Source organism: Nannocystis pusilla (assembly GCF_020073745.1).
GTDB classification, from domain to species: Bacteria; Myxococcota_A; Polyangia; order Nannocystales; family Nannocystaceae; genus Nannocystis; species Nannocystis radixulma.
Map to the genome: position 1 here is coordinate 1,372,008 of NZ_JAIRAU010000001.1, position 26,999 is coordinate 1,399,006.

At 72.0% G+C, this 26,999-nt stretch carries 20 protein-coding genes; 10 read left to right on the forward strand and 10 right to left on the reverse strand.

What is annotated here, in order from left to right; all coding sequences use genetic code 11:
• Window positions 1–40: 40 nt before the first annotated feature.
• The gene (locus K7C98_RS05420) at window positions 41–1,423 is read left to right on the forward strand and encodes a Vgb family protein (protein WP_224190442.1); all 1,383 of its coding nucleotides are present in this window, start codon (window positions 41–43) and stop codon (window positions 1,421–1,423) included.
• A gap of 269 nt (window positions 1,424–1,692) precedes the next feature.
• Window positions 1,693–2,379, forward strand: a complete 687-nt coding sequence (locus K7C98_RS05425; protein WP_224190443.1) for a hypothetical protein — start codon at window positions 1,693–1,695, stop codon at window positions 2,377–2,379.
• A 13-nt stretch (window positions 2,380–2,392) separates the two neighbouring features.
• Here K7C98_RS05425 and K7C98_RS05430 read toward each other — a convergent pair whose 3' ends face one another.
• On the reverse strand, window positions 2,393–2,920 hold the full coding sequence (locus tag K7C98_RS05430; protein ID WP_224190444.1) for a GNAT family N-acetyltransferase: 528 nt from the start codon (window positions 2,918–2,920) through the stop codon (window positions 2,393–2,395).
• A 615-nt stretch (window positions 2,921–3,535) separates the two neighbouring features.
• On the opposite strand from K7C98_RS05430, the gene K7C98_RS05435 reads away from it, so the two are divergent.
• Window positions 3,536–6,637, forward strand: coding sequence for an FG-GAP repeat domain-containing protein (locus K7C98_RS05435; RefSeq protein ID WP_224190446.1), 3,102 nt, complete (start codon window positions 3,536–3,538; stop codon window positions 6,635–6,637).
• Window positions 6,638–6,685: 48 nt separating this feature from the next.
• On the opposite strand, the gene K7C98_RS05440 is transcribed toward K7C98_RS05435, so the two are convergent.
• Window positions 6,686–7,102, reverse strand: coding sequence for a hypothetical protein (locus tag K7C98_RS05440; protein WP_224190447.1), 417 nt, complete (start codon window positions 7,100–7,102; stop codon window positions 6,686–6,688).
• A gap of 13 nt (window positions 7,103–7,115) precedes the next feature.
• Entirely contained in the window at window positions 7,116–7,502 is a 387-nt protein-coding gene (locus K7C98_RS05445) for a hypothetical protein (protein ID WP_224190449.1), read from the reverse strand.
• Between the two features lie 185 nt (window positions 7,503–7,687).
• Between K7C98_RS05445 and K7C98_RS05450 the strand changes: the two genes are divergently transcribed.
• Entirely contained in the window at window positions 7,688–10,393 is a 2,706-nt protein-coding gene (locus K7C98_RS05450; RefSeq protein WP_224190450.1) for a protein kinase domain-containing protein, read from the forward strand.
• Window positions 10,394–10,456: 63 nt separating this feature from the next.
• Here the strand turns inward: K7C98_RS05450 and K7C98_RS05455 are convergent, their stop codons facing one another.
• The gene (locus K7C98_RS05455; protein WP_224190451.1) at window positions 10,457–11,200 is read right to left on the reverse strand and encodes an SDR family NAD(P)-dependent oxidoreductase; all 744 of its coding nucleotides are present in this window, start codon (window positions 11,198–11,200) and stop codon (window positions 10,457–10,459) included.
• A 112-nt stretch (window positions 11,201–11,312) separates the two neighbouring features.
• On the opposite strand from K7C98_RS05455, the gene K7C98_RS05460 reads away from it, so the two are divergent.
• The gene (locus K7C98_RS05460) at window positions 11,313–12,206 is read left to right on the forward strand and encodes a LysR family transcriptional regulator (RefSeq protein ID WP_224190452.1); all 894 of its coding nucleotides are present in this window, start codon (window positions 11,313–11,315) and stop codon (window positions 12,204–12,206) included.
• A 27-nt stretch (window positions 12,207–12,233) separates the two neighbouring features.
• On the opposite strand, the gene K7C98_RS05465 is transcribed toward K7C98_RS05460, so the two are convergent.
• The 3 genes from K7C98_RS05465 to K7C98_RS05475 form a co-directional block, all read right to left on the reverse strand.
• Window positions 12,234–13,403, reverse strand: a complete 1,170-nt coding sequence (locus K7C98_RS05465; protein ID WP_224190454.1) for a hypothetical protein — start codon at window positions 13,401–13,403, stop codon at window positions 12,234–12,236.
• Window positions 13,404–13,666: 263 nt separating this feature from the next.
• The gene (gene asnB / locus K7C98_RS05470; protein WP_224190455.1) at window positions 13,667–15,346 is read right to left on the reverse strand and encodes an asparagine synthase B; all 1,680 of its coding nucleotides are present in this window, start codon (window positions 15,344–15,346) and stop codon (window positions 13,667–13,669) included.
• A 453-nt stretch (window positions 15,347–15,799) separates the two neighbouring features.
• Window positions 15,800–17,242, reverse strand: coding sequence for a hypothetical protein (locus K7C98_RS05475; protein WP_224190457.1), 1,443 nt, complete (start codon window positions 17,240–17,242; stop codon window positions 15,800–15,802).
• Between the two features lie 380 nt (window positions 17,243–17,622).
• Between K7C98_RS05475 and K7C98_RS05480 the strand changes: the two genes are divergently transcribed.
• Window positions 17,623–19,152: a DUF4215 domain-containing protein gene (locus tag K7C98_RS05480; protein ID WP_224190458.1), complete on the forward strand. Its 1,530-nt coding sequence runs from the start codon at window positions 17,623–17,625 to the stop codon at window positions 19,150–19,152.
• A gap of 199 nt (window positions 19,153–19,351) precedes the next feature.
• Complete coding sequence (locus K7C98_RS05485; protein ID WP_224190459.1) at window positions 19,352–21,724, forward strand: protein kinase domain-containing protein; 2,373 nt, start codon at window positions 19,352–19,354, stop codon at window positions 21,722–21,724.
• 56 nt (window positions 21,725–21,780) lie between these two features.
• Here the strand turns inward: K7C98_RS05485 and K7C98_RS05490 are convergent, their stop codons facing one another.
• The 3 genes from K7C98_RS05490 to K7C98_RS05500 all read right to left on the reverse strand — a co-directional run bounded on the left by K7C98_RS05490 (window position 21,781) and on the right by K7C98_RS05500 (window position 24,506).
• Entirely contained in the window at window positions 21,781–23,058 is a 1,278-nt protein-coding gene (locus tag K7C98_RS05490) for a site-specific DNA-methyltransferase (RefSeq protein WP_224190461.1), read from the reverse strand.
• A gap of 66 nt (window positions 23,059–23,124) precedes the next feature.
• Complete coding sequence (locus K7C98_RS05495) at window positions 23,125–24,018, reverse strand: dihydrodipicolinate synthase family protein (protein WP_224190463.1); 894 nt, start codon at window positions 24,016–24,018, stop codon at window positions 23,125–23,127.
• Window positions 24,015–24,506 carry a cupin domain-containing protein gene (locus tag K7C98_RS05500; protein WP_224190464.1) on the reverse strand — a complete coding sequence of 164 codons (492 nt, stop codon included), beginning with the start codon at window positions 24,504–24,506 and terminating at the stop codon, window positions 24,015–24,017. Before K7C98_RS05500 ends, K7C98_RS05495 begins: the two co-directional genes overlap by 4 nt.
• A gap of 132 nt (window positions 24,507–24,638) precedes the next feature.
• On the opposite strand from K7C98_RS05500, the gene K7C98_RS05505 reads away from it, so the two are divergent.
• The 3 genes from K7C98_RS05505 (at window position 24,639) to K7C98_RS05515 (ending at window position 26,796) form a co-directional block, all read left to right on the forward strand.
• Window positions 24,639–26,096: a PLP-dependent aminotransferase family protein gene (locus tag K7C98_RS05505; protein WP_224190466.1), complete on the forward strand. Its 1,458-nt coding sequence runs from the start codon at window positions 24,639–24,641 to the stop codon at window positions 26,094–26,096.
• A gap of 101 nt (window positions 26,097–26,197) precedes the next feature.
• The gene (locus K7C98_RS05510; protein ID WP_224190468.1) at window positions 26,198–26,551 is read left to right on the forward strand and encodes an AlbA family DNA-binding domain-containing protein; all 354 of its coding nucleotides are present in this window, start codon (window positions 26,198–26,200) and stop codon (window positions 26,549–26,551) included.
• A complete protein-coding gene (locus K7C98_RS05515; protein WP_224190470.1) occupies window positions 26,512–26,796 on the forward strand; it encodes a hypothetical protein in 285 nt (94 codons plus the stop codon). The genes K7C98_RS05510 and K7C98_RS05515 overlap by 40 nt, the downstream gene beginning before the upstream one ends.
• The last annotated feature ends 203 nt before the right edge of the window (window positions 26,797–26,999 follow it).

Consider the following 26,999-nt stretch of genomic DNA (forward strand, 5'->3'; position numbering starts at 1 on the left):
CCGGACTGCGAGCAAGGTTGTCCTCGCTCCGAGGTCCACCATGCGAACTCTCGCCCTCGCCTCATTCCTGTGCGCGGCCTGCCCCGGCGGTTCGAGCGGCACCAGCGGCTTCGGCGTCGGCGCCTCGGCCAGCGAGACGGCCGGCGCCCCGGAGCCGGCGGCCACGACGACGAGCACCAGCACCGGCGAGGTCACCACCTCGGCGGGGTCTTCGGAGACGAGCTCGAGCTCGACGACGTCGACGACATCGACCTCGACGCCGGTGGGCGTGAAGTTCGACCTCGGCGCTCCGCCCGACCTCGGCGCGCCGGCCGGCTGCAAGAGCGGCGACCTCGAGTTCAGCTACATATGGATCTCCAACTCGCCCGAGGGGACCGTGTCGAAGATCGACACGAAGACGCGGACCGAGGTGGCGCGCTACCGGACCGGCCCGGAGAGCGGACCTGACCCGTCGCGCACGTCGGTCAATCTGCGCGGCGACGTCGCGGTGGTCAACCGCGCCGGCAGCATCACGAAGATCTTCGCGCGCCACGCCGATTGCGTCGACCTCGACAACAGCGGGACGATCGAGACGTCGTCCGGCGCCGGCGACGTGCTGGCGTGGGGCGCGGACGAATGCGTGGTGTGGAACACGCCGCTGCAACCCGCGGCGCGACCCGCCGCCTGGACGTCGGGCACGCAGACGGTCGACGACGACGGCTGCACGACGCACGTCGATCCGGAGGTGTGGACCAGCGCGCCCGACGGGCTGGGCAACGCGATCGTGTACCTGCTGCGCGGCGACGACGGCACGATCATGGCGTCGACGATGCTGCCCGGCGTCGACGGCGGCTTCGGGGTCTACGGCGGAGCGGTCGACGCGAACAACGACTTCTGGGGCGCGTCGTGGTCGACGGGCCCGCTGGTCCACGTGCGCAAGGCCGACCTGAGCTACGAGATCATCCCGGTGCCCGACCCGACGCAGTCGTTCTTCACGGTGTACGGCTTCACCGTCGACCACGCGGGTCGACCCTGGGTCGGCGGCCAGAACACGCTGCAGCGCTACGACCCGGCGACGGCGACGTGGACGCAGGCCGACCTGCCGGCCGACTACACGTCGCTGAGCCGCGGGATGCAGGAGGACGCGAGGGGCCACCTGTGGGTCGCGGCGCTGGCGCAGGGGATCTTGCGCGTCGACACCGACTCGGCGACGTTCGTCGAGCTGATCGATTCGTCGACGCTGGTGGACCTGCATTACCCGGCCGGGATCAGCGTGGACGTCGACGGGCACGTGTGGATGGTCGATACCGACGCGAACGGCGCCCACGTGGTCGACCCCGACACGCACGCGGTACAATTCGTCGGCGGCCTCGACGGGCCCTACACGTATTCGGACATGACGGGGTGGGCGCTCAAGAACGTGGTCGGCGCGCCGGAAGGGTGAGGTCTTCAGGACATGTCCCTCCGAGCATGGTAGAAAGGGCAGCTCAGTGGATGGGCGCTCGAGTCGGAAGACCGCCGCCGCCGGCCACGCCCGCGCGACGTCCATCGGCGTGTCGCGGCTGACGGGCCGGACGCGCAGGCGGCGGCGAGCGGGCACGGGCAGGAGCCACTCCCAGGCCCTCGTCGCCGGGGATCCGCGCGGAATGCGAGCCCGCCCGCAGGCTGCATCGACGAGGCCGGCGCCTGGGGTCCTGATAGACTGCTCGCCCTATGCGTTCATTTTCGCTCGCTTGCTTCGCCTTCCTCCTGCTCGCCTGCCCGTCGAAGTCGTCCGAGACCGACAGTGACACCGGCGGCGCCACCGAGACCGGCACGGGGACCAGTGACGGGACCGCGCCGACGTCGACGACGACGACGTCGACGACCGCGAGCTCGGTCACCGAGGGCGCCGACACGACGACCGTCCCGACGCCGACGACCGGCGAGCCGCTCGAGCCGCTGCCGGCGGCGTGCGAGAAGCTGTGCGCGGCGATGGACGCGTGCGGCTTCGGGGGCGGGCCGCAGTGCGCCGAGCAATGCGTGGAGGACGAGGCGCCGGCGAGCGAGTGCGAGGGGCGGCTCGCCGACCTGTGGAATTGCGTGGCCGAGCTGTCGTGCGCCGACCTCGAGCACCAGGTGATGGTCGAGCCGCACATGTGCACGGCCGAGGTCGAGGCCTACGATCAGTGCAACATCCCCGATTGCGCGATCCAGTCCAATGGCGACGCCGAGTCCTGCTTCATCAAGCGCGACTGCGAAGGGGTGGTGCAGGAGCTCCGCTGCGAGGGCGACACCTGCACGTGCCTCGAGGACGAGGTGCCCGGCAAGACCTGCCCGAGCAAGGACATCTGCGCGTCGATCCCTCCCAGCACGCCGGAGGTGGACGCGAAGCAATGCTGCGAGTGGGACTGGCAGTGAGGCGCCGCGCCGCTCAGTGCTCGAGGTCGCGGCGGAACAGCAGCATCGCCCCGAAGGCCCCCGGGAGCTCGCCGTGGCGCGAGAGGCCGAGCTTCTCGAGCACGCGGATCGCGGCCCGGTTGGGCTCGTCGACGACGGCGAAGATCGCGGGGAGGTCGGCGTGGGCCCGCGCGAACTCGATGCAGGCGGCCGCGGCCTCGCAGGCGTACCCGCGACCCGTGTAGGCCTCGCGCAGGGCGTACACGAGCTGCGGCTCGCCTCCGAACGCGTCGAAGCCGGCGAGCGTGACGAAGCCGCAGAAGCCGAGCGGCTCGGCGACGCCGGCGGCGTAGAGCAGCCATACGCCGACGCGGTGGACGCGGTACAGCTCCTCGCTGGCGGCGATGGTGGCGACGGACCACCCGGGCGGCATCCTCTGACCGTGGAACAGGTAGCGCTTGATGTGGTCGTCGGTGATGAGCGCGTGCAGGGCTCCGGCGTCGGCCGCGACCGGGCGGCGGTACTCGAGGTTGGGTGAGCGCGGGCCGGGCTCGGAGGACATCGCGGCGATCGTGGCCCGGCGGCGCGGCGCTGACAAGCGGCGGCGATGTGCGCGATGAGCCGCGAATGAGCGGTGGGGGCGGCGAGCGAAACGACGCGAACACGGATTCGTCGCTGGGAGCAGGTGGCGGTGGCTCGTCCGCGGCGTCGGCGCGCGGACGGGGCGATCGGGCCGCAGGTGCGGCGAGGGCTGCACGACTCAGCCGGCGGGGCGCTGCGCGCGTGGTCTTACGCGCCGTCGGTGGCGGCATGACGTGAGGCCCCGCGGAGCGATCAATCGGTCGAGCGCGGCTGCTGCCGCCAGAGATAGGCGAGGAACTCGATGCGACGTCGTCCGCGATCGAACGCGGGCGAATCGGACGGGGAACGAGCGGATGATCCTTCAAACTATCAGGCGCCGGAGCTCGGGTCTCGACCGACTTCGTGTTCGTGATCGCTGTGGGCTCGCAGGGCCCGTCGTGACGCGCAGGCACCGCGCAGCGGCCTGGCGCGTGGCGGGCCGCGTCGAGCCGAACGAGACTTGCACGCGGTGAGGCCGGCGTACACCTTCTGCGGGCTCATGGTGCCTCGCAATTCCTGGCTGCTTCGCCTGTGTTCGGTTTCGCGCGTCGCGTCGGTGGCAGGGGTCGCGGCGGTCCTGGCGGGCAGCTGCGGGGCGAATGAATCGGAGTGCGGGTCGCTCGCGGCGCTGTGCGCCGACGAGGGGCGGGTCGTCGATGTGGCGACGGTGGTCCGCGCGGCGGTCGAGGTCGACGTCGACGGCGACGGTCTGACCGAGGTGTTCGCATTGACGGGCGAAGGCAGCCAGCTGGCGTTCGGTACGCGCGACAGGCGGCGGTCCATGGTGTTGTTCGCCGAGCCGCCGGTGTCGCTCGCGGGGCTCCATCGCGAGGTCGCGGTGTCGTTCGCCGAGTCGCCGCTGGTGGCGATCTACGGGATCGACGGCGAGGGGCGGCTCGAGCGGCGGCGCGACATTCCGCTGTCGGGGTGGGCGCCGGCGCTGGCCAGCGGCGATCTCGACGGTGACGGGCAGCTCGAATTGGTCGCGTCCGTGGTCGAGCACGGCCGGGTCGCGGTGATCGATCCACGGACCGGCGCGGTGCGAGAGCATCGCGCCGGCAAGGCGCCGGTTCGGCTCGCGCTCGGCGACGTCGACGGTGATTCGCGGCTCGACGTCGTCGTCGTGGATGCGGGGGAAGCGTTGCAGGTGCTCCGCGGCGCGGGGGACGGGACGCTGAGGAAGGCCGAGGCGAGCGCGGCGCACGTCGATATGTGGGCGCTGACGCTCGCGGATTACGACGGCGACGGCGACCTCGACGCGCTCACGCGTGACCTCGCGAGCAACGTGCGGGTGCACCGCAACGACGGCGCGGGCAGGTTCGCCAGCCCGATCGCGCTGCCGTTCGGCGAGCATTCGGCGAGCGGCTCCGGATTGGTGGCAGGGCCGATTGCGAATGGTGGCCTGGCGAGCGTCAGTGTGCCGCAGGACGACCGCGTCGGCACGTGGTTCGGCAAGGGCGCGACCTGGCTCGGGCACGTCGAGGTGGCGTTCGACCGGGTGGTGACGTGGGTCGGCGGCGGCACGGACAGCGGGCTTTTGGCGGGCGGCGAGGGGTTCGTGGTGCCGTTCGCGTGGGCGGCCGGGGTGGCGCCGATCGAGGTGTGGAGCTCGCCCATTTTGAGCACCGACTCCTCCGAATCGGCGCTGGCGACCGGCGACCTCGACGGCGACCATCTGCTCGACGTGGTGGCGGCGACGGCTCAGTGGTTGATCGTGTTCCACGGCCGCGCGGACCTCGGGCTCGAGCAGGGGGTCACGCTGGCGATCGAGGGGCCACAGTCGGTCGCGATCGCCGAGCTGACCGGCGACGAATGGCCAGACGTGCTCGTCGCCGGCGAACAATCGGTGTTCGTCGCGGTGGGGAGCGACGGCGGCGGACTGCTCTCGGTGCGGCCGGCGACTTCGACGACGATCAAGCCGGCCGGTCTGATGCCGCTCCGCACCGGAGCGGGTACGGCCGGCGTAGCGATCGCAACGGCCGCGACCGAAGTGACGACGGAGGCGGCATATTTCCCGGCGGCGCTGCTGCGATTCGCTGCCGACGGCGGCCTGCTCGAGGAGCGCGTGTTCGGCGAGGAGCTCGGCGTGGGGCGGGTGATCGCGGTCGACTTCGACGAGGACGGCGTGGACGAGCCGCTGGTGCTGGCGGAGCGCGACGGGACGCCGGTGCTCGTGCACGCGGTCCCGGACGGCGACGGCTACGCGCTCGGCGTGGAGCACGACGTCGCGGCGCTCGTGGAACTGCTACCCGAGGAGATCCGGCTGAGAGATCTGGCGGCGGGCGACCTGGACGGCGATGGCGCCCCCGAGGTCGTGCTCGGCGCCGATGCGGGCGCGGTCGTGGTGTCGGGGATGGTCGACGACGCGCCGACGGCGACGCTGCTGGCCCAGACACGGGCGCCGTCTCACCTCCGCGACCTCGACGGAGATGGCCGGCTCGACGCGCTCGTCGCCGATCGAGAGGGGATCTTCATCTACCAGCGCGGCCGCGGGGACGCCACCTTCGAGGCCGAGCAGCTTCACGAGTTCCCGCGCTACGACCGGGCGGCGCTGGCGGCCCGCACCGACGCGCAGTTCGATCTGGTGACGCTCAACTCGGACAAGCTTCGGGTCCATCTAACCCGCGAGGTCGCGCGGCCGGCCGCCGTCGCCGCTCCGCTGAACTTCCACGGCGACGTGGCCGAGGTCGCGGTCGCCGACATCGATCAGGACGGTTACGACGACCTGGTGACGCTGTGTCGCCAGCCGGGCGGCGGCGTGGCGGTGTTGTGGGGCAGCGAGGACGCGGCGCTCGATCGCGCCGACGGCTTCGGCAGCGTGGGCGAACACAGCGGGCTGGGGCTCGGCGATCTGGATGGGGACGGCTTCGCCGAGGTCGTGGCGGCGCTTTTCGGCTGGGCCGTCGAGCCCTATCGCTTTGCTCCCGAGCGCGCCGCCGAGTGGGTGAACCTCGACTTGCTCGGCTCGCTGCAGAAGGCCGAGGACCTGGCGATCGCCGACGTCGACGACGACGGATTGCCGGACATGCTGGCGCTCGCGGCCGTCGACGCCCCCGATTGGAAGAAGATGAACCTGTATGTCGCGTACGGCACCGAGCCGCTGCGCTTCACCCCCTGGCACGACCTCGCGGAGGTGCCGGAGCTGGTGTGGGCCGCGCTCTTCGTCGGCGACGTCGACGGCGACGACGATCTCGACCTGCTGATCCGGCCGGGCTCGAAGATGCCTGGATTCCTGGTGCGGAACGACGGGCCGCGCGAGTGGGCCGCGGCGGAGGCGATGCCGGGGACCACCGCGCTGTTCGGGCCGCCCGACGCCGAGGGCCGCGTCGACCTGATCACGCACGAGGGGACCACGGTGTATCGCCACATCGACGGCGACCCCGATCGGCGCGAGGCGATCGTGAGCCACGAGTCGCTGACGGAGGGCGCGCTGCGGCAGGTCGGCGACGCCGACGGCGACGGCCGCTACGACCTCGTCACCTTCGACGATCACGGCACCTACGTGTGGCTGCGCGGCGACGACGGGCCGAGGCAGGTCCGCGTCGCCGAGGACAAGCTCGCCGCGGTCCAGTTCCCCGACCTCGACGGCGACGGCCGCCCCGACCTCGTCGGGATCAACAACCGCGGCAAGCTGTTCGTCCGTCACACGCGCCGCTGAGCAGATGTGGATGTTTTTTGGGGCATGTCTTGATGGACATGCCACGAATCACTTGCGGCGGGCGAGGAGGCTCCACAGCATGGCGACGAGGCAGCCGAGCGCGAGCGCCATGACCCACAGGGCGTGCAGCGCCACCACCCCGCCCGCGTGCATCGTCGCCAGCAGCGACGCCACGCTCCACGCGGCGAACACCAGGAACGCCGCGGCGGCGCGCGGCCAGGCGGCGTGATACGAGGCGGGTCGCAGGATCGCCAGGGCCACCGCGAGCTCGAGCACGGTCAGCGAGAGGACGACGGCGAGGGCGCCCTCGCTGTTGTGTCCGTACTGCGCGGTGCCGATCCGCGACGGGTCGGGGGGATCGAGGGTGGCGTCGCGGATCGCCAAGATCACCGTCGCCGCCCACGCGCCGACGAGCGCGAGGTAGCGGGTCCTCGTCCACGCGCTCGCGCTCGCTGAGGTCGACATCGGAGGCGGCCCGTCAGTTGGTCTTGCGGACGATCATGATCGGGTCGAGGATGAGGGAGCCGCGGACCGCGTCCTCGATCGTGACCTCGACGCGCCACGAGTACTCGCCCACCGACGAGACGGGGAAGGTGGCCGACCACACGCCGGAGCTGTCGGTGTAGCTGACGGACGGCGAACCATTGAGCGGGGTGGCGGTGACGCCGGTGATCCCAGGGGCGCCGGTCGCCGCGGTGACGGTCGACAGGACCGAGCTGCCGCTGGTCTCGGCGGTGACCTTGTCACGCGGCTGCAGGACCGGCGACGTGGCGCTGCTGGTGCAGGAGCCGAGCAGCAGCTCGTGGGCCGCGCCGTTGACCGCCTCGATCATCTGGACTGGAATGCTCGTCGTGTAGTCTGCCATCGGAGTTCTCGCGTGCGACTGTATCGCAGTCGCGTGGGGCCCGGGTAGCACGCGCAGTTCCATCGCGTGATACCGCCCGCGCGGACGTCGGCCTGCGGAACAGGACCTTGTCACGCCCGGGGGGGCCGTGATACCCGACTTGCATGACGAGCGCGGGCTCTGCGTGACGCGACGAAGGCGGTGACGTGGAGGCGAGCACCCGCGAGAGCAAGCCGCTCGTCGAGCGCGACACGGTCGACGCCCCACGAGAGCCCCACGACGAGCCGGTCCCCGAGGAATTCGAGGGGTTGTCGATCGCCCGCTACCGCGTGCTCGAGCGCATCGGCGCCGGCGGCATGGGCACGGTCTACGCGGCGCTCGACCCGACGCTCGGGCGCGAGGTCGCGGTCAAGCTGGCGCGCGTGAGCGGGCCGCGGCCGTCGCTCGGCGACGAGAGCCGGCTGCTCCGCGAGGCGCGGCTGCTCGCCCAGGTCTCGCACCCCAACGTGGTGGAGATCTACGAGGTCGGCGTGTTCCGCGGACACGTGTACATCGTGATGGCCCGGATCCGCGGCCAGACGCTGCGGGCGTGGCAGCGCGAGACGCCGCGACCGTGGCGCGAGACGATCGCCAAGTACGTGGCTGCGGCGCGCGGGCTGCAAGCGGTGCACGCGGTGGGGCTGGTGCACCGCGACTTCAAGGCCGACAACGTGCTGGTCGGCGAGGACGGACGCGTCTACGTCGTCGACTTCGGGCTCGCCCGCCCGAGCGGTGCCACTCCCGAGGGCGCGCCGCCGACGACCTCGCGCGCTGCAGTGAATAGCGAGACGCCGCTGACGAGCACCGGCGCGGTGGTCGGCACGCCGGCCTACATGGCCCCGGAGCAGAAGGCAGGTCGTCCGCCCGATCTCCGCAGCGACATCTTCAGCTTCTGCGTGTCGCTGTACGAGGCGCTGCACGGGCACCGGCCGGAGTACAACATGACGACCACGCGCGCGCGCGACCCCAAGGTCCCGCGCCGCATCGATCGCGTGCTGGCGAGAGGCCTGGCGCCGTCGGCCGCCCGTCGCTACGCGTCGTTCGATCCGCTGGTCGCCGCGCTCGAGTACGATCCCGCGCGGCGATGGCGTCGCGTCGGGCTGGCGGCCGGACTGCTCGGCGTGGGCGGGCTGGGGGGCCTGCTGGCCCCTGGCCCGGGTGACCTGACCGAGGTCTCGTGCGAGACGGCCCAGCGGCGGATCGATCGCGCGTGGGGGGCCTCCGAGCGCGAGGCGCTGGCGGCGGTGTTTCGCGCCCCGGACAGCGAGTATGCGCGAGGGGTCGGGCGCCGCGTCGAGGCGGCGCTCGACGCCTACGCCGATCAATGGAAGCTGGCGCGTCGGCGCGCCTGCGAGGCGACGGTGGAGCTGTCGGCGCGCTCGGCGTTGCAGCTCCAACAAGTGCTCGAGTGCCTCGAGCGCGCGGCGCAGGCGCTGACGGGCGCCACGCGAATGCTGGCGTTCGCAGGCGCCGGCGAGATCGAGCAGGCGATGGCGGTGGTCGAGGCGCTGCCGCGGATCGACGACTGTCGCGACCGGCCGGGCCGCGGCGAAATTGAGGACATGCTCGAAAGGTCAGGGCAGGTCGACGAGCTGCGGCGGGCGCTGGTGTCGGCGCGCGCCCACGCGGCGGACGGCAGCCGGCGCGAGGCGCTGAGCCTGGCGGAGCAGGTCCGGGCGCGCGCGCAGGCGCTGGGCGAGCCGGCGATCGAGGCCGACGCGCTGCTCACGGTCGGCCGCCTCCGCGCCGAGGACGGCGAGATCGCGGCGGCCGAGACCAACCTGCTGGCGGCGATCGACATCGCCGAGGCCAATCGCCTCGACGACACCACCGCGAGCGGATGGGTGACCCTGGCGACGGTGGCGGCGCGCCTGGAGGTGAACCCGGAGCGGATGCGCGAGCGGGCCCGCCGGGCCCAGGCGCTGCTCGACCGCCTCGACGACAGCGGGCCGCGCCGCGCGATCCTCCTCAACGCGCTCGGCGTCGCGGCCGTGGCGGAGGAGCGCCACGCCGAGGCGGTGCGGCTGCACCGGGAGGCGTTCGAGCGCCTGCACTTCGGCGGCGGGCCGGCGATCGAGCGCATCCGGTCGCTGCAGAGCCTGGGCAACGCGCTCGAGGCGCTCGGCGAGCGCGACGAGGCGCTGGCGAGCTTCTCGCGGGCGCTCGAGCTGTGCGCGGCGCACCTCGGGCCGCGCCACCCGCAGCTGGCACGCGTGTCCCACGACCTCGGCGTGCTGCTGGCGCGGACCGGCGAGCAGGCGCGGGCCCGCGAGCTGATGGAGTTCGCGCTGTCGGTGTGGACCGACACGTACGGGTCGGTCTGCGTCGAGTGCGGTCGCGTCCACACGGCGCTCGCCGACCAGGCGGGCCGCGTCGGCGAGCTCGGCCGCGCCGAGCACCACGGCCGCCGGGCGCTGGCGATCCTCCGCCAGGTCCTGCCCGAACATCACCCCGAGGTCGCGGCGGCGCTGGTGAACCTCGGGGTGATCCTCCACCTGCGCGGCGACTTCGCCGGCGCGGTGAAGACGTACCGCGAGGCGCTCCGGCTGCAGGACCGCATCTTGCCCGAAGGACATCTCGAGCGCGCGATCACGGAGAGCAACCTCGGCGAGAGCCTGGTCGCGCTGCAGCGCCACGCGGAGGCGCTCGAGCTGTTCGCGGCGGCCGAGCCGGTGGCCCGCGCGGCCGCGGAGGCGGGTGAGGAGCTGCTGCTGCTGCTGCTCCACAACAAGGCGCAGGCGCTGGTCGGCACCGGCGACGTCCGGGCGGCCCGCGTGGCGCTGGAAGAGCGCCGCGCGCTCCTCAAGCGCCGCGGCGACGCGCCGGACGAGGTGGAGCAGGCGCTCGCGCAGCTCCAGGGCCGCACCGGTTAGCCAGGGCGCGGCGACTGCCACGAATGGCATGACCCGGGCGGACGGGCGATTGCCGCGAGTCACTCACGCCATGAAGCCGCCGTCGACGGCGAGCGTCGTGCCGGTGACGTAGGACGCCTCGTCCGAGGCGAGCCAGAGCACCGCGCGGGCGATCTCCTCGGGCGCCGCGAGGCGGCCGAGCGGGACGCGCTGGGCCATGATCTCGGGGTGACCGCCGGTGAAGCGGTCGAGCATCGGCGTGGCCACCGGGCCGGGGGCGACGGCGTTGACGCGGATCTTCGCGGTCGCGAGCTCGAGCGCGGCCGAGCGCGTGAGGCCCTCGACGGCGAACTTGGTGGCCGCATACACGCTGGCGCCGGGCATCCCGCGCATGCCGGCGACGGAGCTGAGGTTGACGACGGCGCCGCCGCCCCCGCGCACCAGCGCCGGGATCTCGGCGCGGAGGGCCCGCCACAGGCCCTTCACGTTGGTGTCGAAGGCGCGGTCGAACGCGGCCTCGTCGCCGCCCTCGATCGGGCCGGTGACCTCGAGGCCGGCGTTGTTGACGGCGACGTCGAGGCGGTCGAAGCGCTGCAGGCCGGCGGCCACCAGGGCCTCGACGCCGCGCGGGGCGGTGACGTCGGTGGCGACGAACAGGGCCTGGCCGCCGCGCCCGCGCAGCTCGTCCGCCAGGGCCTCGCCCGCGGCCGCGTCGCGGCTGCCGAGCACGAGGTGCGCCCCCGCGGCCGCGAACGCTCGCGCGGTCGCGCGGCCGATGCCCGAGGTGATGCCGGTGATGAGTACGATCTTGTCGGTGAAGCTCGTCATTGGTTCGTCTCGCTGTGTGCGGCGAAGATGACGGCGACCGCGTCCGGGCAGTAGACGGCGCCGGCGCAAGGTACTCTTGCGTCGCGCGCAACAATCGAGGAACCTGCACCGCATGGACCTCCTGGCCCAGATGACGGCCTTCGTGCGGATCGTCGAGAGCGGCAGCTTGTCGGCCGCGGCCCGGCGCCTGCGCCTGTCGACCCCGGCGATCAGCCGCCAGCTGCGCGCGCTCGAGGAGGAGCTCGGCGCGACGCTGGTGCTGCGGACGACGCGGCGCCTGACGGTGACGGAGGTGGGCCGCGCGTACTACGAGCGCTGCGTCCGGATCTTGCGCGAGGTCGAGGAGGCGCAGTCGTCGGCGCGCCGGGCCGACGCGGTCGAGGGCCGGCTGGTGGTGGCGGCGTCGGTGACGTTCGGCGGGCTGCGGGTGGCGCCGACGCTGCCCTCGCTGCTGGCCGCGCACCCGCGCCTGCGCGTCGACCTGCGCCTCGAGGATCGCCTGACCGACCTGATCGGCGACGGCATCGACGTGGCGATTCGCGCGACCACGCTGGTGCCGCCCGACAGCGACGCGCTGATCGCCGTGCCGCTGCTCACCGTGCCGCGCGTGGCCGTGGCCGCGCCGAGCTACCTGCGCCGCCGCGGCGAGCCGAAGGAGCCGGCCGCGCTGGCCCGCCACGACGCGCTGGTCCAGATCTACGGCTCGGGGGTGCCCGCGACCCGCTGGCGCTTCTCCCGTCCGCCGCGCGAGGAGACGGTGCTCGTGCGCGAGGTGCTGGCCTGCAACGTGCTCGCGGTCCTCCGCGACGCCGCCGTGGCCGGCCTCGGGGTGACGCTGCTGCCCGACTGGCTGGTCGCCGCCGAGCTGGGCGCGGGCTCGCTGCGGACGATCCTGCCGCAATGGAGCACCGCCGGGGCGTCGGTGGCTGCCCTGTATCGCACGGAGCTGCGCGGGACGCCGCGCGTGCGCGTGTTCGTCGACCACCTGCGCCGCGCGCTGGCCTGAGCAGGTCGGCCGATATCGCGGCCGCGGCTACCTGCCGCCGCCGGCGAGCTGCATCAAATGCTCGACGTCGTGGTATTCGATCGCCCCGGCGGCCACGGCGTCGTACTTCTCCACCGGGATCCACAGGAAGTCGGGGTGCCGGCGCTGCGAGTCGCCGAGCCACTCGCCGCCGATGATCTCGCCGTCCTCGTCGAGCTCGACGATGTAGTCGTAGGTGTCGATGACGGTGAAGTACTCGAGGTAGGGCGTGAGGGCGCCGTCGATCTCGCTCGGCGAGGCGGAGACCCACGCGAGCTCGGTGCGGAGCCGTCGCAGCGCGACGGCGCGGTCGTTGAACGCGTAGTCCGACGCCTCGACGCCGAGCAGCAGGTTGGCGGCGGCGGGCGAGAGCGGCTCGTCGTGAGCGACGCGATAGGCGACGACCGGGTGGTTCCACACCTCGGCGTCGTAGCTGCGATCGTGGATGAACGCGGTGCTCCGCAGACCGAGGAGGTTGGTCACCGCGACGTGGAAGGTGCCGGGGTTGGTGTCCCGGCACTCGTCGATGTCGTCGAGGTCGTGCTCCTCGCCGTCCTCGTCGCAGCGCAGGGACACCATGCGGGCGGCCAGGCCCTCCGTGTATGCCATGCTGATCAGGGCCTTGAGGTCGTTGATCTCGAACCGCACGCCGCGGTAGGTGACGGGCCGCCTGGGCTCGCGCTCGAACAGGGCGGCCGGGGCCCAGGCGTGGCAGATCCCGACCCAGGTGGGGGCACAGCGGCCGAGCTCCTCGCCGCGCCGGCGGGCACACACCAGGTCCTCATCGCAGTCCAGTTCGTCGCGGCAGGCGGCGGTCGGGAGGCTGTCGACGCCGTGGTGCGCCGAGACGGCGTCCTCGACACCGGCCTTGCCGAACGCGAGCTCGTACTTCTCCGCGGGCGAGCGGGTGTCCGGTCCGGCCCACCGATCATTGATGCCGTCGCGGTAGGACGGCCAGTAACTGCCAGGCCACGGCATCCGCTCGGCGAGGCCGGAGGTCGGCAGCTCGGCGTACGCGTAGGTGAATGAATCGTCGAGGAGCCGCGGGTCGTCGTCGTCCGACCAGGCTTCGCGCGGGGCCATGTCGGGGTGGGGTGGGCGCTCCGCGTCGGCGTCGTCGCCGCACGCGCCGAGGACCAGAACCATGGAGAGGGCGGGGGTCCAGGGGATTCGATGCATCATGGCGAACTCCGCTGCGAGCCGCCTGGGAACGGCCCCGGGAGCATGGGCAAGGGCGCGCGAGAGTCAAGGCATGTCCGCGCGAACCGGCGATATAGAATTCGCTAAATAGATAGAGACGCGGCCTGAACGGCCGCGACCGCGCTGAAGCATACGAGCATTCACGATACGGCCCGGAGGCGAGCCCGACTGCGGGGCGCGGCTCGATCGTCGAGACTCGCCGGGCGCCCGCCCCGCGAGCGCTCTGGAGCGAGTTGCGAGGCTCATCCCAGCGCCGCTCGATGCACCCCCGCCACGGCGCGTCCGGACGGATCGGCCGCCGCGGCGAATGCCGCGTCCCAGGCGAGCGCCGTCGGCGACGAGCAAGCGATGGACTTGCCGCCCGGCACCGACTCCGCGCACGCCTTCCCGGGGAAGCAGCGCTCGAAGATCCAGCGGTAGAAATACGCCTCCTTGGTCTGCGGCGGGTTGATCGGGAACCGGCTCGCCGCGGCGGCGAACTCCCGGTCGCTGACGTGGACCTCGGCGTTCGCCTTGAGGCCGTCGATCCAGCCGTAGCCGACGCCGTCGCTGAATTGCTCCTTCTGTCGCCACAGGATCGAGTCCGGCAGGTAGCCGGCGAACGCCTCCCGCAGCAGCGCCTTCTCGATGCGGCCCTGGCCCGCCATCTTGTGCCGCGCGTCCATCCGCATCGCCACGTCGAGGAATTCGACGTCCAGGAACGGCACACGCGGCTCCACGCCCCAGGCCATCATCGCCTTGTTGGCGCGCAGGCAGTCGTATGTGTGCAGGGCGTCGAGCTTGCGCACGGTCTCGTCGTGAAACTCGCGCGCGTTGGGGGCCTTGTGGAAATAGAGGTAGCCGCCGAAGATCTCGTCCGAGCCCTCGCCCGACAGCACCATCTTCACGCCCATCGCCTTGATCCGGCGCGCCAGCAGGAACATCGGCGTGGACGCGCGGATCGTCGTCACGTCGTAGCTCTCGATGTGGCGGATCACTTCGGGCAGCGCGTCCAGCCCCTCTTCGAAGGTGTACTCGAAGCCGTGGTGGACCGTGCCCAGCGCCTCCGCGGCGATCTTCGCGGCGGCCAGGTCGGGCGAGCCCGCGAGCCCGATGGCGAACGAGTGCAGCCGCGGCCACCAGGCCTCGGCGCGGTCGTCCTCCTCGACTCGACGGCGAGCGAAGCGCGCCGCGCAGGCCGCGACCAGCGACGAGTCCAGGCCGCCCGACAGCAGCACGCCGTAGGGCACGTCGGTCATCAGCTGGCGGTGAACGGCGCGCTCGAGGGCCTCGCGCAGCTCCGGGAGCGGGACCTCCACGCCCTGCGTGGCGGCATGATCGCGCCACGGCCTGTCGTAGTAGCGGGTCAGCCGGCCGGTGGTGCTATTATAGTAGTGGCCAGGGGGAAACTGGGCGACATCGGCGCAGACATCGGCGAGCGCCTTCATCTCCGACGCGATGCAGACGCGACCGCTGGCGTCATGGCCCCAGTAGAGGGGGCAGACGCCTATCGGGTCGCGCGCGATCACGTAGCGCCGCCGTGCCCGGTCCCACAGCGTGAACGCGAAGATGCCGTTGAGCCGGTTCAGCCAGGCCGACAGGTCCGCGTCCTCGCGGTACAGCGCGTTGATCACCTCGCAGTCCGAGCCGGTCTGAAACGCGTAGGGCCGCTTCAGCGACTGCTTCAGGTCGCGATGGTTGTAGATCTCGCCGTTGACGGCGAGCACCAGCTCGCCGTCGGCCGAGCGCAGCGGCTGCGAGCCGCCCGCGGGATCGACGATCGCAAGCCGTTCGTGGACCAGGATCGCGCCGTCGTCCTGGTGCACGCCGCTCCAGTCCGGCCCGCGGTGCCGCTGGCGTTGCGACAGCTCCAGCGCCCGCCGCCTCAGGGCGTGGACGTCGTCGCCGGGTTGCAGGTCGAAGATGCCGAGGATTGAACACATGAGAGGCTCCTTTGGCTGGTGGTGGGACGGCGGATCGTTCAAGGTGCGAACACGAAGAAGCCCGCGCTTCGCAGTGCGGGCTTCCTGGGCGATGAGCGTGGGTGCGCGCTAATCGCCGGCCCGCAGGAGGCAGGTCCGATTGCGATTGTTGCGATTGCCGTTGTTCGCGCCGGCCACGACCGCGCGCCCGCCAGGGGCGGCGCAGCGATGGTGGGAGGCGGCGGAACCGGAGGTCACGGTTCGATGGTGCGGGAGGTGGCGGCCGTTTGCAAGTCGATTCGCCCCGGCGCACGCGGGCATGGTGGGCGAGATCCCTCGGCGGCGCCGCGGCGGAGCCGGCGCCTGCGGCCAGCGCCTGCGCGCTGTGCATCACAGTCTGTCCGATGGGACAGATGCATCCGAGGGGCGGCCCCGATGGAGCCGCCCCCCGCGTGGCTTCACACGCTCACGTCATTACTCGCAGTGCGTCGCGCCCAGGTTGCCGCTGTTGAACTTCTCGAGGGTCGACGCCCACCCGGTGAGCACGGCCTTGTCCTTGTGGGCCTGCCACTCCGAGGGTCCGTACTTCTCGAAGAACGACTTGACCAGGTCGAGCAGCTCGTGGATCTGGTAGATGTCGGCGTCGGCGAGGTCGTTCAGCACCGCCGCCATGTACTGGTGGGCGAGGATGTAGTACGCGTTGCCCTGCGGAGGCGTCTTGAACACGTCGAGCCACGATTTCCCGCTCTTGAAGAACTGGGTGTCGGGGCCATTCGGCAACAGCAGATCCCAGACCGCGTCCCTCGGCGCGGGGCCGTGCTTGGAGTGGGTCTTCCAGTACCCCTGCGTGCGCGTGCAGCCGTTGGGGCACTTGACCTTGATCTTGACGGTGGTCGAGGCGTGGCCCTCCGTGTGGGTGTCGTTGGTCTTGAACGTGGCGATGTTCTTGAACTCGTGGTCCCACTCACTGCACTCGAGCGGCCCGAAGGTGTGCCAGTACTGGATCGTCTTCGGCGTCTCGCCGGCGCACACGTAGTCGGTGGGGAGCGTCTGGGCGACCCCGTCGAGCTTGTCGGTGACGGTGACGCACTTGTCGATCTCCTCGCTCGGAGACGTGAACTTCACCTCGGCCCTGGCGGTGTCGCCGCCGACCTTGCTGTCGCTGTGGGTCTTGACGATCGCCTTGTTCTCGACGGTGTTGGCGTTGGGACGCGAGGCCCAGTACGTGCACACGAGCTTCTGGTAGGGCTCGAGCGTGTACGGGAACTCGACACCCCCGCAGTCGACCGGGACCTCGACGCCGTCGAGGATGTCCTTCACCGCGGTGATCTTCGCCTCGAACTTGGTCGGGTTCCAGATCTTGATCTCGCCCTTGACCGCGAAGTCCTTGTCGTGCTTCTCCGCGTCGAGGCCGATCTCGTAGGAGACGTCGGCCTTCTCCCACCGCCTCAGCTCGATGTACGACGGATCGGCCTTCTTCTCGATCTTCCAGTCCCACTTGCGCTTGAACTTGGTCTCCGCGGTCTTCTCGACCTTGAGGTTCAGGTCGTAGCAGAACTTGATCCGCTTCAGCTTGTGCGGCTTGTAGGTCTTGGGGTCCATCGACGCGTGCAGCCCCTTGCCGCCGTAGGCCTCCGGATCGTAGGCGTACTTCTCCCCCGACCACTCGCCCTCGGCGATGACGGCGTCCATCCCGACCTTCGAGCTCCAGTCGAAGTACATGCCGTCGGTCTTCACCTCGACGTAGTCGGACGTCCCGGGGATCGGGTACGACTTCGACACTGGCCAGTCGATCTTGTATTCGAGGGTGCCCTCGGGGCAGGAAGGAACGGTCGGGTAGTCGCCCGACGCATGGGCGGTCGAGGCTGCGAACACGGACAGCACGGCGCAGACAGGGGCCCATAAGATCAGTTTCATGGTCAAAGGTAATTCTCCTTCGGGGTCAAGCCTGCGTGGAATCCCCCATCGAACCAGTGATCCGATCACACACTTCATTCGGCCGGAGCGAGACCTCACAGTCGAGACGGGTTATGCGCAATGCGTCGAAAGGTGCGACACGGCGCGTCGCTCATGCGGAGGCATTCGTTCGCATGGTCTCGGGGACATGTCGGCGGTCCCGCCGCCGCGGCGAGTGCGATGATTCTCGCAGCGTGGACGTCGGGCGTGGCGGCCGATGTCCGCCCATGCGCACCCGCCCCTCGCTCGCGCGTCCGCGCGCGCGGGTGCATCCGGGCCTGCGCAGCGGCGAATTCGCGCGCCTTGAGGGGTCTCGACCCCATCTGCTAGCGTGCCCCGCAGTGACCCGCATTGAATTGTCGCGCCTCCTCGCTTTCATGCCGATCGTCGCCGCCTGTGCCAGCGGAGAGGATCCGACCACCGGCTTCGGCCCGCCGATGGCGACGACGATGCCGGCGACGGCGACGATGACGACGCCGACCGAGGGGTCGACGGAGCCGACGACGGGGCCGGGGTCGGACATGAGCAGCGGCGCGATGGAGCCGCCGGTGCCGATGTGCGGCGACGGCAAGGTCGAGGGCGACGAGGAGTGCGACCGCGGCGGCGACAACGACGACGCCGGCGAGTGCACGGCCGGCTGCAAGCTGGCGGTGTGCGGCGACGGGCTGGTGCTCGCCGGGGTCGAGGCGTGCGACGACGGCAACCTCGACGACGACGACGACTGCACCAGCGCGTGCGAGGCGGCCGGCTGCGGCGACGGGATCGTCGGGCCCGGCGAGGCGTGCGACGACGGCAACATGACCGACACCGACGACTGCACCAACGCGTGCGCGCTGGCGGTGTGCGGCGACGGGATCGTCGGCCCCGGCGAGGCGTGCGACGACGGCAACGACGACGACGACGACGCGTGCACGGCGATGTGCAAGAGCGCGACGTGCGGCGACGGAACCCTGCAGCCGGGCGAGGAGTGCGACGACGGCAACGCGAACGACGGCGACGCGTGCCTCGACACCTGCCTGAACGCCGAGTGCGGCGACGGGTCGGTGTACATGGGCGTGGAGGAGTGCGACGACGCCAACCTGAGCAACCTCGACGACTGCACGGTCGAGTGCAAGGTGTCGACGTGCACCGACGCGATCCAGAGCGGCGGCGAGACCGACATCGACTGCGGCGGGACCTGCAAGGCCTGCAACAAGGGCAAGAACTGCGTCGCCGACAAGGACTGCGTCACCGGGGCGTGCGTCAACGGCTCGTGCAACCTGCCGACCAATTGCAAGCAGCTGAAGAGCGGGCTGCCGAGCACGCCGAACGGGGTCTACCAGATCGACGTCGACGGCGACGGGCCGCGGGTGCCGTTCGACGTCTACTGCGAGATGACGATCGACGGCGGCGGCTGGACGCTGGTCGGGCGCTCGCGCAACACCCCGAGCGCGCCGGGCTGCGCCGACAGCGACGGCGGCGGCAGCTTCGGCTGGCGCGCGGCCCAGGGCTCGCTGGCCGACGACGCCAGCGCCTACTCGCTCGACGCCGCCGGCAAGGGCCTGCAGTTCACCCAGGTGCTGTTCGGCGACCACGCCGGCAGCAAGGCGTTCGCCGGCACGATCTACCGCCACACCGTGATCGCCGACTTCGTCGACGCGCACATCAACACGCACTACTACATCGGCGAGCCGACGCCGATCCAGGGCGCGTGCGCCGGCGGGGCGTCGATGCTGAGCTGGATGGGCTTCACCGGCAACGTCGACACGTTCCACTTCCGCGACGTCGACGGCAACGGCTTCGGCCTGACCGGCAGCGGCTGGCGCACTTGCTACGATACGTGCGTCGGCGGCGACCTCAACGGCAAGCCGGGGCAGATCTTCGTCCGCTGAGATCGCCGCGGACACTTCGCCGCGGACGATGGCCCGCCGCGAACACGCGGGTCGGCAGTCCGTCTCCTCGCCGGCGCGCACCGACCCCCGGCGGGCGCGACGCAGGCGCACCGGCGTGACGCCGCGCCCGCGTGGGCCAGGTGCGGAAGCTCCGGACGCGCCGCGGCCGCGGCCGGATCGCGCTGCTAAGCTCGCCCCCGTGTCGAGGCCGCATCACGAGGTCGATCCGACCCTGCGCGGCGACGAGGTCCCGCGCGACGAGACACCGCACGAGACGCCGCGCGGCACGCTCTACGCCAACCGCTACCGGATCGACGCGCTGGCCGGGCGCGGCGGGATGGGAGCGGTGTACCGCGCGGTCGACGTGCTGGTCGGCGACGTCGTCGCGCTCAAGGTGCTCGGCAAGGCGGTGACGCCGAAGCAGCTCGACGGCTTCCGCCGCGAGGTCCGCCTGGCGCGCCGGATCAGCCACCCGAACGTGGCCCGCACCCACGACATGGGCGAGCACGACGGGGTGCCGTTCCTGATCATGGAGTTCGTCGAGGGCACCACGCTGCAGGACCTGCTGCGCAACGACTCGACGGCGGACGGGCTGGCGCCGGCCCGCGCGGCCCGGATCGCGCTGTCGGTGTGCGAGGCGCTGACGGCCGCGCACGCGGCCGGGGTGGTCCACCGCGACCTCAAGCCGGCCAATATCCTGCTCGAGGTCGAGGGCCGCGTGGTCCTCACCGACTTCGGCATCGCCCGCCCGCTCGACGACGGCCAGCACACCCAGGGGCTGCTCGGGACGCCGGTGTACATGGCGCCGGAGCAGGTCGCGGGCGCGCCGGTCGACGCCCGCACCGACCTCTACGCCGTCGGCCTGGTGCTGTTCGAGATGCTGACCGGGCGCCTGCCGTTCGCCGGCGACACCGCGTTCGCGGCCGCGCTGGCGCGCCTGTCCGAGCCGCCGCTCGACGTCCTGTCCTTGCGGCCAGACGTGCCCGAGGCGGTGGCCGAGGTGGTGCGCCACTGCCTGGCCCGAGAGCCAGGTCACCGGCCGACCAGCGCGGCGGCGATCGCCGAGCGGCTGCGGGCGTGGCTGCTCGGCAGCGGCGAGACGATCTCGAGCGGGGCCGGGCCGCTGGCGACGCTGCAGTCGACGCGCTCCGGCCCGAGCACGCCGACCAGCGGACTGAGCGCGCCGACGGTCGCGGTGCTGCCGCTGCGCTACCAGGGCCCGTCGGCCACGGCGTACCTCGGCGAGGCGCTGACCGACGCGGTGATCGACGTGCTGTCGCAGACCGGCGGGATGCGGGTGATCGGCAGCGGCGCGACGGCCCGGTTCCGCGAGGCCCGCGACCCGCGGGCCGTCGGCACCGAGCTCGGCGCGGCGATGGTGGTCGACGCGACGCTGCAGGTGACGCCGACGCTGCTGCGCGTGCAGGCCCGCCTGGTCGAGGTCTCGAGCGGCGTGCAGGTCTACAACGAGCGCTTCGAGGCCCGCGCCGACGACCTCCTCGACGCCCAGGAGATCGTCAGCAAGAAGATCGCCGAGGGCCTGCGCGTCGAGCTGACGACGGTGGCCCACCGCCGCACGGCCACGCCCGAGGCGATCGCGCTGTACCGCCGCGCCCGCCGCAAGATCACCGGCGGCCACATCATCGGCCCCGACGGCGCGATCGAGCTGCTCGAGGAGGCGCTCCACGCCGCGCCGGTGTTCCGCCCGGCGCTCGCCAGCTACGCGGTCGCCTGCGCCCGCGCGTGGTTCTTCGCCGACCGCCTGCAGTCGGCGCGCGACTTCGCGGCGCTGTCGCGCTCGGCCGTGACCCGCGCGCTCGAGCTGGCCCCCGACCTCGCCGAGACCCACTTCGCCCGCGGCATGCTCGAGGTCCAGGCCGGCGAGTGGCGCGACGCCGTCAAGGCGTTCTCCAGGGCGCTCGAGCTGGCGCCGACCTACGCCCACGCCCACGAGTACCTGTCGCAGCTGCAGTGCGAGGCCGGCAACATCGAGGAGGGGGTGGCGCGGGCCCGCCTGGCCGCCGCGCTCGAGCCGAGCCTGCTGCAGGCCTACGCCCACGTGGCCCGCGTCCACGCGCTCCGCCGCGATCTCGCCGCCTACGACGAGTTCGTGGCCAAGCTCGAGCACCAGCCGCACTTCCAGTTCCAGGCCCTGATCACGCGCGTGCGCGTGGCCGGGTGGTTCGGCGACCTCGACACCGTCCGCGCCTGCCTCGAGCGCTCGCAGGCGCTGTTCGACGGCGAGCGCGAGAACTCGGTCGGCTTCTCCGCCCGCGGCCTGATCGGCGACCTCACCCGCGAGCAGCTGTGGGCCGGCTTCGACCGCATCCACGGCAGCGGACCGAGCCCGCGCATGTACACCTCGACCTGCCAGGTCGGCGCCGAGATCATGGGCCTCCGCGGCTTCCCCGACGACGCCCTCGAGCTGATCGAGCGCGCCTGCAACGCCCGCCTCATCGACCTCGAGTGGCTCGACCTGTGCCCGGCGCTGGCGTCCGTGCGCAACCACCCGCGCTTCCTCAAGGTCCGTCGCACCGTGGCCCACCGGGTCGAGGCGATGTGGATCCTCTGAGCATGTTCTGATGGGCATGCCCGAACGGGCATGTTCATGAGGACATGGCCCATGGGTCAGCCGTCCGGCGCGTCGACGAGGCGGAAGAAGCGGAAGCCGCCGCCGCCGGGCCAGCCGGTCGCCGCGGTCGCGCCGCTGCGGTCCTCGCCGTCGACGACGGCGCGCAGGCGCGGCAGGCAGTGCGTCTCGGCGTGGGCGCCGAGCTCGACGGCGAGCCAGCGGCGCCGCATCTTGTGCGCGACCGCGGCGGTGGTCCCCGAGCCGGCGAAGCAGTCGAGCACGAGGTCGCCGGGGGCGGTGGCGACGTCGAGGCAGCGCTTGAGCAGCAGCTCGGGCTTCTTGCCGTGCGAGAACTCGACGCCGCCCTCCTTGTGCAGGTTGTTGGGCAGGAGGTCGTCCCAGATCGTCGACAGCGCCTGGGCGGTGACCCGCCGGCCGTCGACCTCGCGCACCTTGCTCGAGTAGAAGATCAGCTGCTCGCCGCCGAGGAAGTACATGTCCTCGCGGCCGGGTCGCTCGGCGCGCAGGACCACGCCCGGCTGCGCGGCCGAGCGGGCCAGCACCTCCCGCGCCGGCTCGCCGACGTCGCGCGCGGCGATCCGCGCGGTGCGGACGACCCGGTGCGCCGAGGCCAGCACGAACGCCTCGAGCTCGGCCTCGCGGGCGCCGCCGCGCAGGCTCCGGAGCTCGAGCCCGTGGGCCCGCGCGAACGCGTGGCGCAGCGGGACCAGCCGCCAGCGCTCGGGCGGGTCGTCGATGTTGTCGACGTAGCGGGTGTAGCGAGCGTCGCGCGCGGTGGCGGCGTGGACCCGCGAGGCCCGCCAGGCCGCGCGCCGGCGGGCGTAGACGACGATGAAGCTGGCGGTGCTGACGAACCCGGCGTTGACCGCCTTCGGCCCCGAGACGGAGCTCTGCTTGAAGGTGATCACGGCGATCCGGTTGGCCCGCCCGAACACCTCGTCGGCGACGGTGATCAGGTAGGCCAGCTCGTTGTCGTCGATGTGCACGAACAGGGTGCCGGAGTCGGTGAGCAGCCGCCGCAGGACGACCAGCCGCTCGCGCATCTCCGCGAGCCAGCGCCCGTGCTCGACGCCGTCGTCGTAGTGCGCGAACACCTGGCCGGTGTTGTACGGCGGGTCGATGTACACGCACTGCACCCGACCCGCGAACTCCGGCTCGAGCAGGAGCAGCACCGCGAGGTTGTCGCCGCGGATCAGGCGATTGTCGCACAGGTCGTCCGGGCCCGCGGCGGCGGCCCGGTGACCGAGCGCGGGGTCCTCGACGAGCACCGGCGAGGCGACCTCCGCGAGCTGCGGCCTTCCACGTGCCGGCATGGGTCGCGAATGTAACATCGCGGTCGCCGGCGGTGACGCCGGACCCCGCGGCCGTGCGAGCGCCGATCACGGCCCGGGGATGACCTGCAGGGCGACGAGGATGGCGCGCAGCTCCTCGACGCGCTCGCTCGCCAGCGGCCGGAGCGGCGCCCGCAGCGGGCCGACGCGCGTGCCCATCAGCTCCAGGGCGGCAGAGATCGCGCGCGGCAAGCCGTGGGCGACGATGAATTGCAGGAACGGCAGCTGGCGGTAGAAGAGCCGGCGGGCGCCGGCGAGATCGCCGCGGGTCACGGCGTCGTACAGCTCGACGTTGAGGCGCGGGATGACGTGCGGGGCGGCGGTGCACCAGCCGCGCGCCCCGGCGACCAGCGCCGCGAGCGCGAGCGGGTTGCTGCCGTTGTAGAAGGCGACGTCGTCGCCGCACAGCTGCACGAGGCGGTGCATGCGATGGACGTCGCCGGTGCTCTCCTTGACCATCGTGACGTTGGGGATCTGCAGCAGGCGGGCGATGGTGTCGGGGCCGAGGTCGAGGCCTCCGGTGGCGGGATTGTTGTAGAGGGCGATGGGGATGGCGATCGCGCGCGCGACGGCGTCGAAGTGGGCGACGATCTCGGCGTCGGTGAGCTTCCAGTAGCTCATCGGGATGATCATCACGGCGCTGGCCCCCAGCTTCTCGGCGTGCCGGGCGTGATGCACGGTCCGCTCGGTGGTGAGGCTCGAGACGCCGACGAGCGTCGGCACGCGCCCGCCCACCCGCTTCACCACGAGCTCGGCGACGGCCTCGCGCTCGTCGTCCGAGAGGTACGGGAGCACGCCGGTGCTGCCGAGCGGGGCGAGCGCGTGCACCCCCGCGGCGAGCATGTCGTCCACGAGCTTGGCGAGCAGGCGCTCGTCGACGCGGCCGGCCGCGGTGAACGGGGTGATGGGGTAGGCGACGATCCCCCGCAGCGGCGCGCTCATCGGCCACCTCCATCGTGGTCGGCGTCGAACAGCCGGTCGCCGCGCTCCGGGACCTCCTCGCGCAGCGCCACGCCGCCCATGTTCTGCAGCATCGGCGCGTTCTCGCAGGCGAGGTAGCGCGCGCGGCCGGTGCCGGTGTTGACGTGGTTGTGCCAGGCCCACACGGGCACGTAGACGGCGTCGCCCTGCCTCCACTCGACGCGCCTGCCGCCGATGTACGAGTAGCCCTCGCCCTCGAGGATGTAGATCAGGGTCTCGTAGGTGTGGCGGTGCCGGTTGGAGGATTGCCCCGGGTCGAGCCAGCCGATCGTCATGCTGATCGCGTGCGAGGGCAGGTCGACGAAGAAGACGGGGTGCTTCCTCGCGCGCGAGTAATCACCGTGCTGCCCGGCCGCCTCGACGGCAGGATGGGCGAGCCGCTCGGGCATCACGACCCGCGGCCGGGGCGGGGTCTTGTCGAAGTCAGCTGAATGGAATGTCTCGGTCATGGTCGCTCTCCTCAGCGTCACCGGCACCGCCGGCTTGCATGGTAAAAGTGATAGCGCCAGACTGGACCCGTGAGGGGAGCCAGAACGAACATACCGACGGGTCCAGATCGGCGACCGTGGCGCTTCGACCTGGTGCTCGACACGAGCGCCGCGGTGCCGCGACAGACCCAGCTGGCGCGGGCGCTGGTGGCGGAGATCCAGCGCGGACGCGCGACGCCGGGCTCGTTCCTGCCCGGCAGTCGCACGCTGGCGGCGCAGCTGGGCGTGAACCGCAAGGTGGTGGTCGCGGCGGTCGAGGAGCTGGTGGCGCAGGGCTGGCTGGAGGCGCTGCCGGCGAAGGGGATCCGCGTGGCGCTGAACCTGCCGCGGTTCCCGGTGGGCGACGCGGAGGCCCGACGCTCGCGGGTCCCGCGGGCCGCGGAGCCCTGCTCGACGCTGCTCCGCGTGAGCGACGGGCTGCCGGACGCGCGCATCGCCCCGGTCGACGCGCTGGCGCGGGCGCAGCGGCGGGCGCTCCGTTCATTGGCCCGCGCTGCCGGGCTGGGCTACGGCGAGCCCGCCGGCGACCCGGTGCTGCGCGAGGTGCTCGCGGGCTTCGTCAACCAGGCCCGCGGGCTGTCGTGCTCGGCTCACGAGGTGGTGCTCACCCACGGCAGTCAGGGCGCGCTCGGCCTGTTCGCGCTGGCGCTGCTGCGGCCGGGCGATGTCGTGGCGGTCGAGCACCCCGGCTACGCGCCGGCGTGGCGGGCGTTCGCGCTGGCCGGCGCGTCGGTGGTGCACATCGGCGTCGACGCGGAAGGGCTGCGCACCGACGAGCTCGAGGTCGCCGCCAAGAAATTGCGAGGGCGGCTGAAGGCGGTCTACGTCACGCCCCATCATCAGTACCCGACGACCGTGGCGCTGTCGCCGGAGCGGCGCATGCATCTGCGAAAGATCTGCGAGGAGCACGGCGCCTGCATCGTCGAGGACGATTACGACTACGAGTACCACTTCGACGGCGCGCCGCTCCTGCCGATGGCCGCGACGGCGACGCCGGGCGGCCCGCCGTTCGTCTACGTCGCGTCGCTGTCGAAGCTGCTCGCCCCGGCCGTGCGGCTCGGCTACGTCGTCACCGACCGGTCGATCGTGTCCCGCCTGCAGGCGACCCGCGAGTGCCTCGATCGCCAGGGGGACGTCGTGCTCGAGCGCGCCATCGCCGAGCTCATCGAAGACGGCGAGCTGCAGCGCCACGCCCGGCGCGCGCGACAGATCTACATGCAGCGCCGCGACCACGTGCTGCGGCGCTTCGCGGCGAGCCCGGTGCTGTCGGCGAACCTCGCGTGCGAGCGCCCGAGCGGGGGCCTGGCGCTGTGGGTGCGGCTGCGAGGAGCGGCGGACATCGACGAGCTGGTCGCGCGCGCGAGGTCGCAGGCGCTGGTGCTCGCCCCGGGCTCGGTGCACCTCGCACGCGGCAAGGCGGCGGCGTTCCGCTTCGGCTTCGCGGGGCACACTCCCGAGGAGCTGTCCGGCATCTGTGCGACGCTGGAAAAGTGCCTGACGCCGGAGTCGCGGGCGAGGAAGACAGCGACCGGGCGACCACGAGGCGGTTGACGCCGACCCTGTCGGGCGGACGACGGGCGGCCTGCTCGACCGTCTGGGCGTGAGGCGCTCGCCGTTGCCGCGGAGGGCCGCTGCGTGTAAGTTCGACGCGCATGGCGCCCGAAGACATCGAGGCCCTGTTCCGCGGGGAGACGGCTCACGTCGAGTGGAAAGAGTCTCACGAGGCCAAGGACCTGCTCGATGCCGTGTGCGCGTTCGCCAACGACCTCGCGGACAGCAAGCGTGCGGGGCACGTGGTGATCGGCGTGCACGCGCGGTCGGGCAAGCCTTGCGGCAAGTACCCGCAGGCGACGACGAACGCCGACGAGGTGCAGCAGAAGCTGGTGAGCCTCATCAGCTCGACGAAGATCATCCGCACCCCGTGGTTCACATCGAGACGCTGGAGCGCGAGGGGCACCTGGTGTTCGTGCTGCGCGTCGAGCCGTACGCGGTCCCGCCGGTGGTGAAGGTCAACGGGACGCCCTACGTGCGCGTGGGAACGGTGACGCAGCGGGCCAACGAGGCGCAGCTGCGGCGCCTGGAGGAGCGGCGACCGATCCACCACCAGCCGTTCGACACCAGGCCGTGCGACGCCGACGGCATCACGGGTTCGCAGCGCCAGAGCGTCGCGCGCGCCACCCGGGCGTTCGAGCAGCTCGCTGCCGCGATTGTGTCGCGACTCGATACACTCCAGGCCGAGTCGTCGGGGTGAGCCGAGGTCGCGGCTCGGATGCGCGCCGAGGGCTCGTCGTTCACATGGTTCTTGGGACAGGAAACGGCATGACGACCCGCGAGCCGCGGGGCTCGGGGGCGTAAAGCCGCGCCTGCGCGTGCGGGTCGTGGGTCGGCGCAGGCTCCGCCCGGGTCGGGGCGGGTTCGTTTACTTGCGCGCGCGGTTGATGCATCTTGCACGCA

Excerpts from the sequence above, each read along its gene's own strand:
- K7C98_RS05430 (WP_224190444.1), bottom strand. The coding sequence starts at position 2,920 with ATGTCCTCCGAGCCCGGCCCGCGCTCACCCAACCTCGAGTACCGCCGC.
- K7C98_RS05445 (WP_224190449.1), bottom strand. The coding sequence starts at position 7,502 with ATGGCAGACTACACGACGAGCATTCCAGTCCAGATGATCGAGGCGGTC.
- K7C98_RS05510 (WP_224190468.1), top strand. The coding sequence starts at position 26,198 with ATGGCGCCCGAAGACATCGAGGCCCTGTTCCGCGGGGAGACGGCTCAC.
- K7C98_RS05455 (WP_224190451.1), bottom strand. The coding sequence starts at position 11,200 with ATGACGAGCTTCACCGACAAGATCGTACTCATCACCGGCATCACCTCG.
- K7C98_RS05420 (WP_224190442.1), top strand. The coding sequence starts at position 41 with ATGCGAACTCTCGCCCTCGCCTCATTCCTGTGCGCGGCCTGCCCCGGC.
- K7C98_RS05495 (WP_224190463.1), bottom strand. The coding sequence starts at position 24,018 with ATGAGCGCGCCGCTGCGGGGGATCGTCGCCTACCCCATCACCCCGTTC.
- K7C98_RS05500 (WP_224190464.1), bottom strand. The coding sequence starts at position 24,506 with ATGACCGAGACATTCCATTCAGCTGACTTCGACAAGACCCCGCCCCGG.
- K7C98_RS05490 (WP_224190461.1), bottom strand. The coding sequence starts at position 23,058 with ATGCCGGCACGTGGAAGGCCGCAGCTCGCGGAGGTCGCCTCGCCGGTG.
- K7C98_RS05425 (WP_224190443.1), top strand. The coding sequence starts at position 1,693 with ATGCGTTCATTTTCGCTCGCTTGCTTCGCCTTCCTCCTGCTCGCCTGC.
- asnB (WP_224190455.1), bottom strand. The coding sequence starts at position 15,346 with ATGTGTTCAATCCTCGGCATCTTCGACCTGCAACCCGGCGACGACGTC.
- K7C98_RS05475 (WP_224190457.1), bottom strand. The coding sequence starts at position 17,242 with ATGAAACTGATCTTATGGGCCCCTGTCTGCGCCGTGCTGTCCGTGTTC.
- K7C98_RS05440 (WP_224190447.1), bottom strand. The coding sequence starts at position 7,102 with ATGTCGACCTCAGCGAGCGCGAGCGCGTGGACGAGGACCCGCTACCTC.
- K7C98_RS05465 (WP_224190454.1), bottom strand. The coding sequence starts at position 13,403 with ATGCATCGAATCCCCTGGACCCCCGCCCTCTCCATGGTTCTGGTCCTC.
- K7C98_RS05460 (WP_224190452.1), top strand. The coding sequence starts at position 11,313 with ATGGACCTCCTGGCCCAGATGACGGCCTTCGTGCGGATCGTCGAGAGC.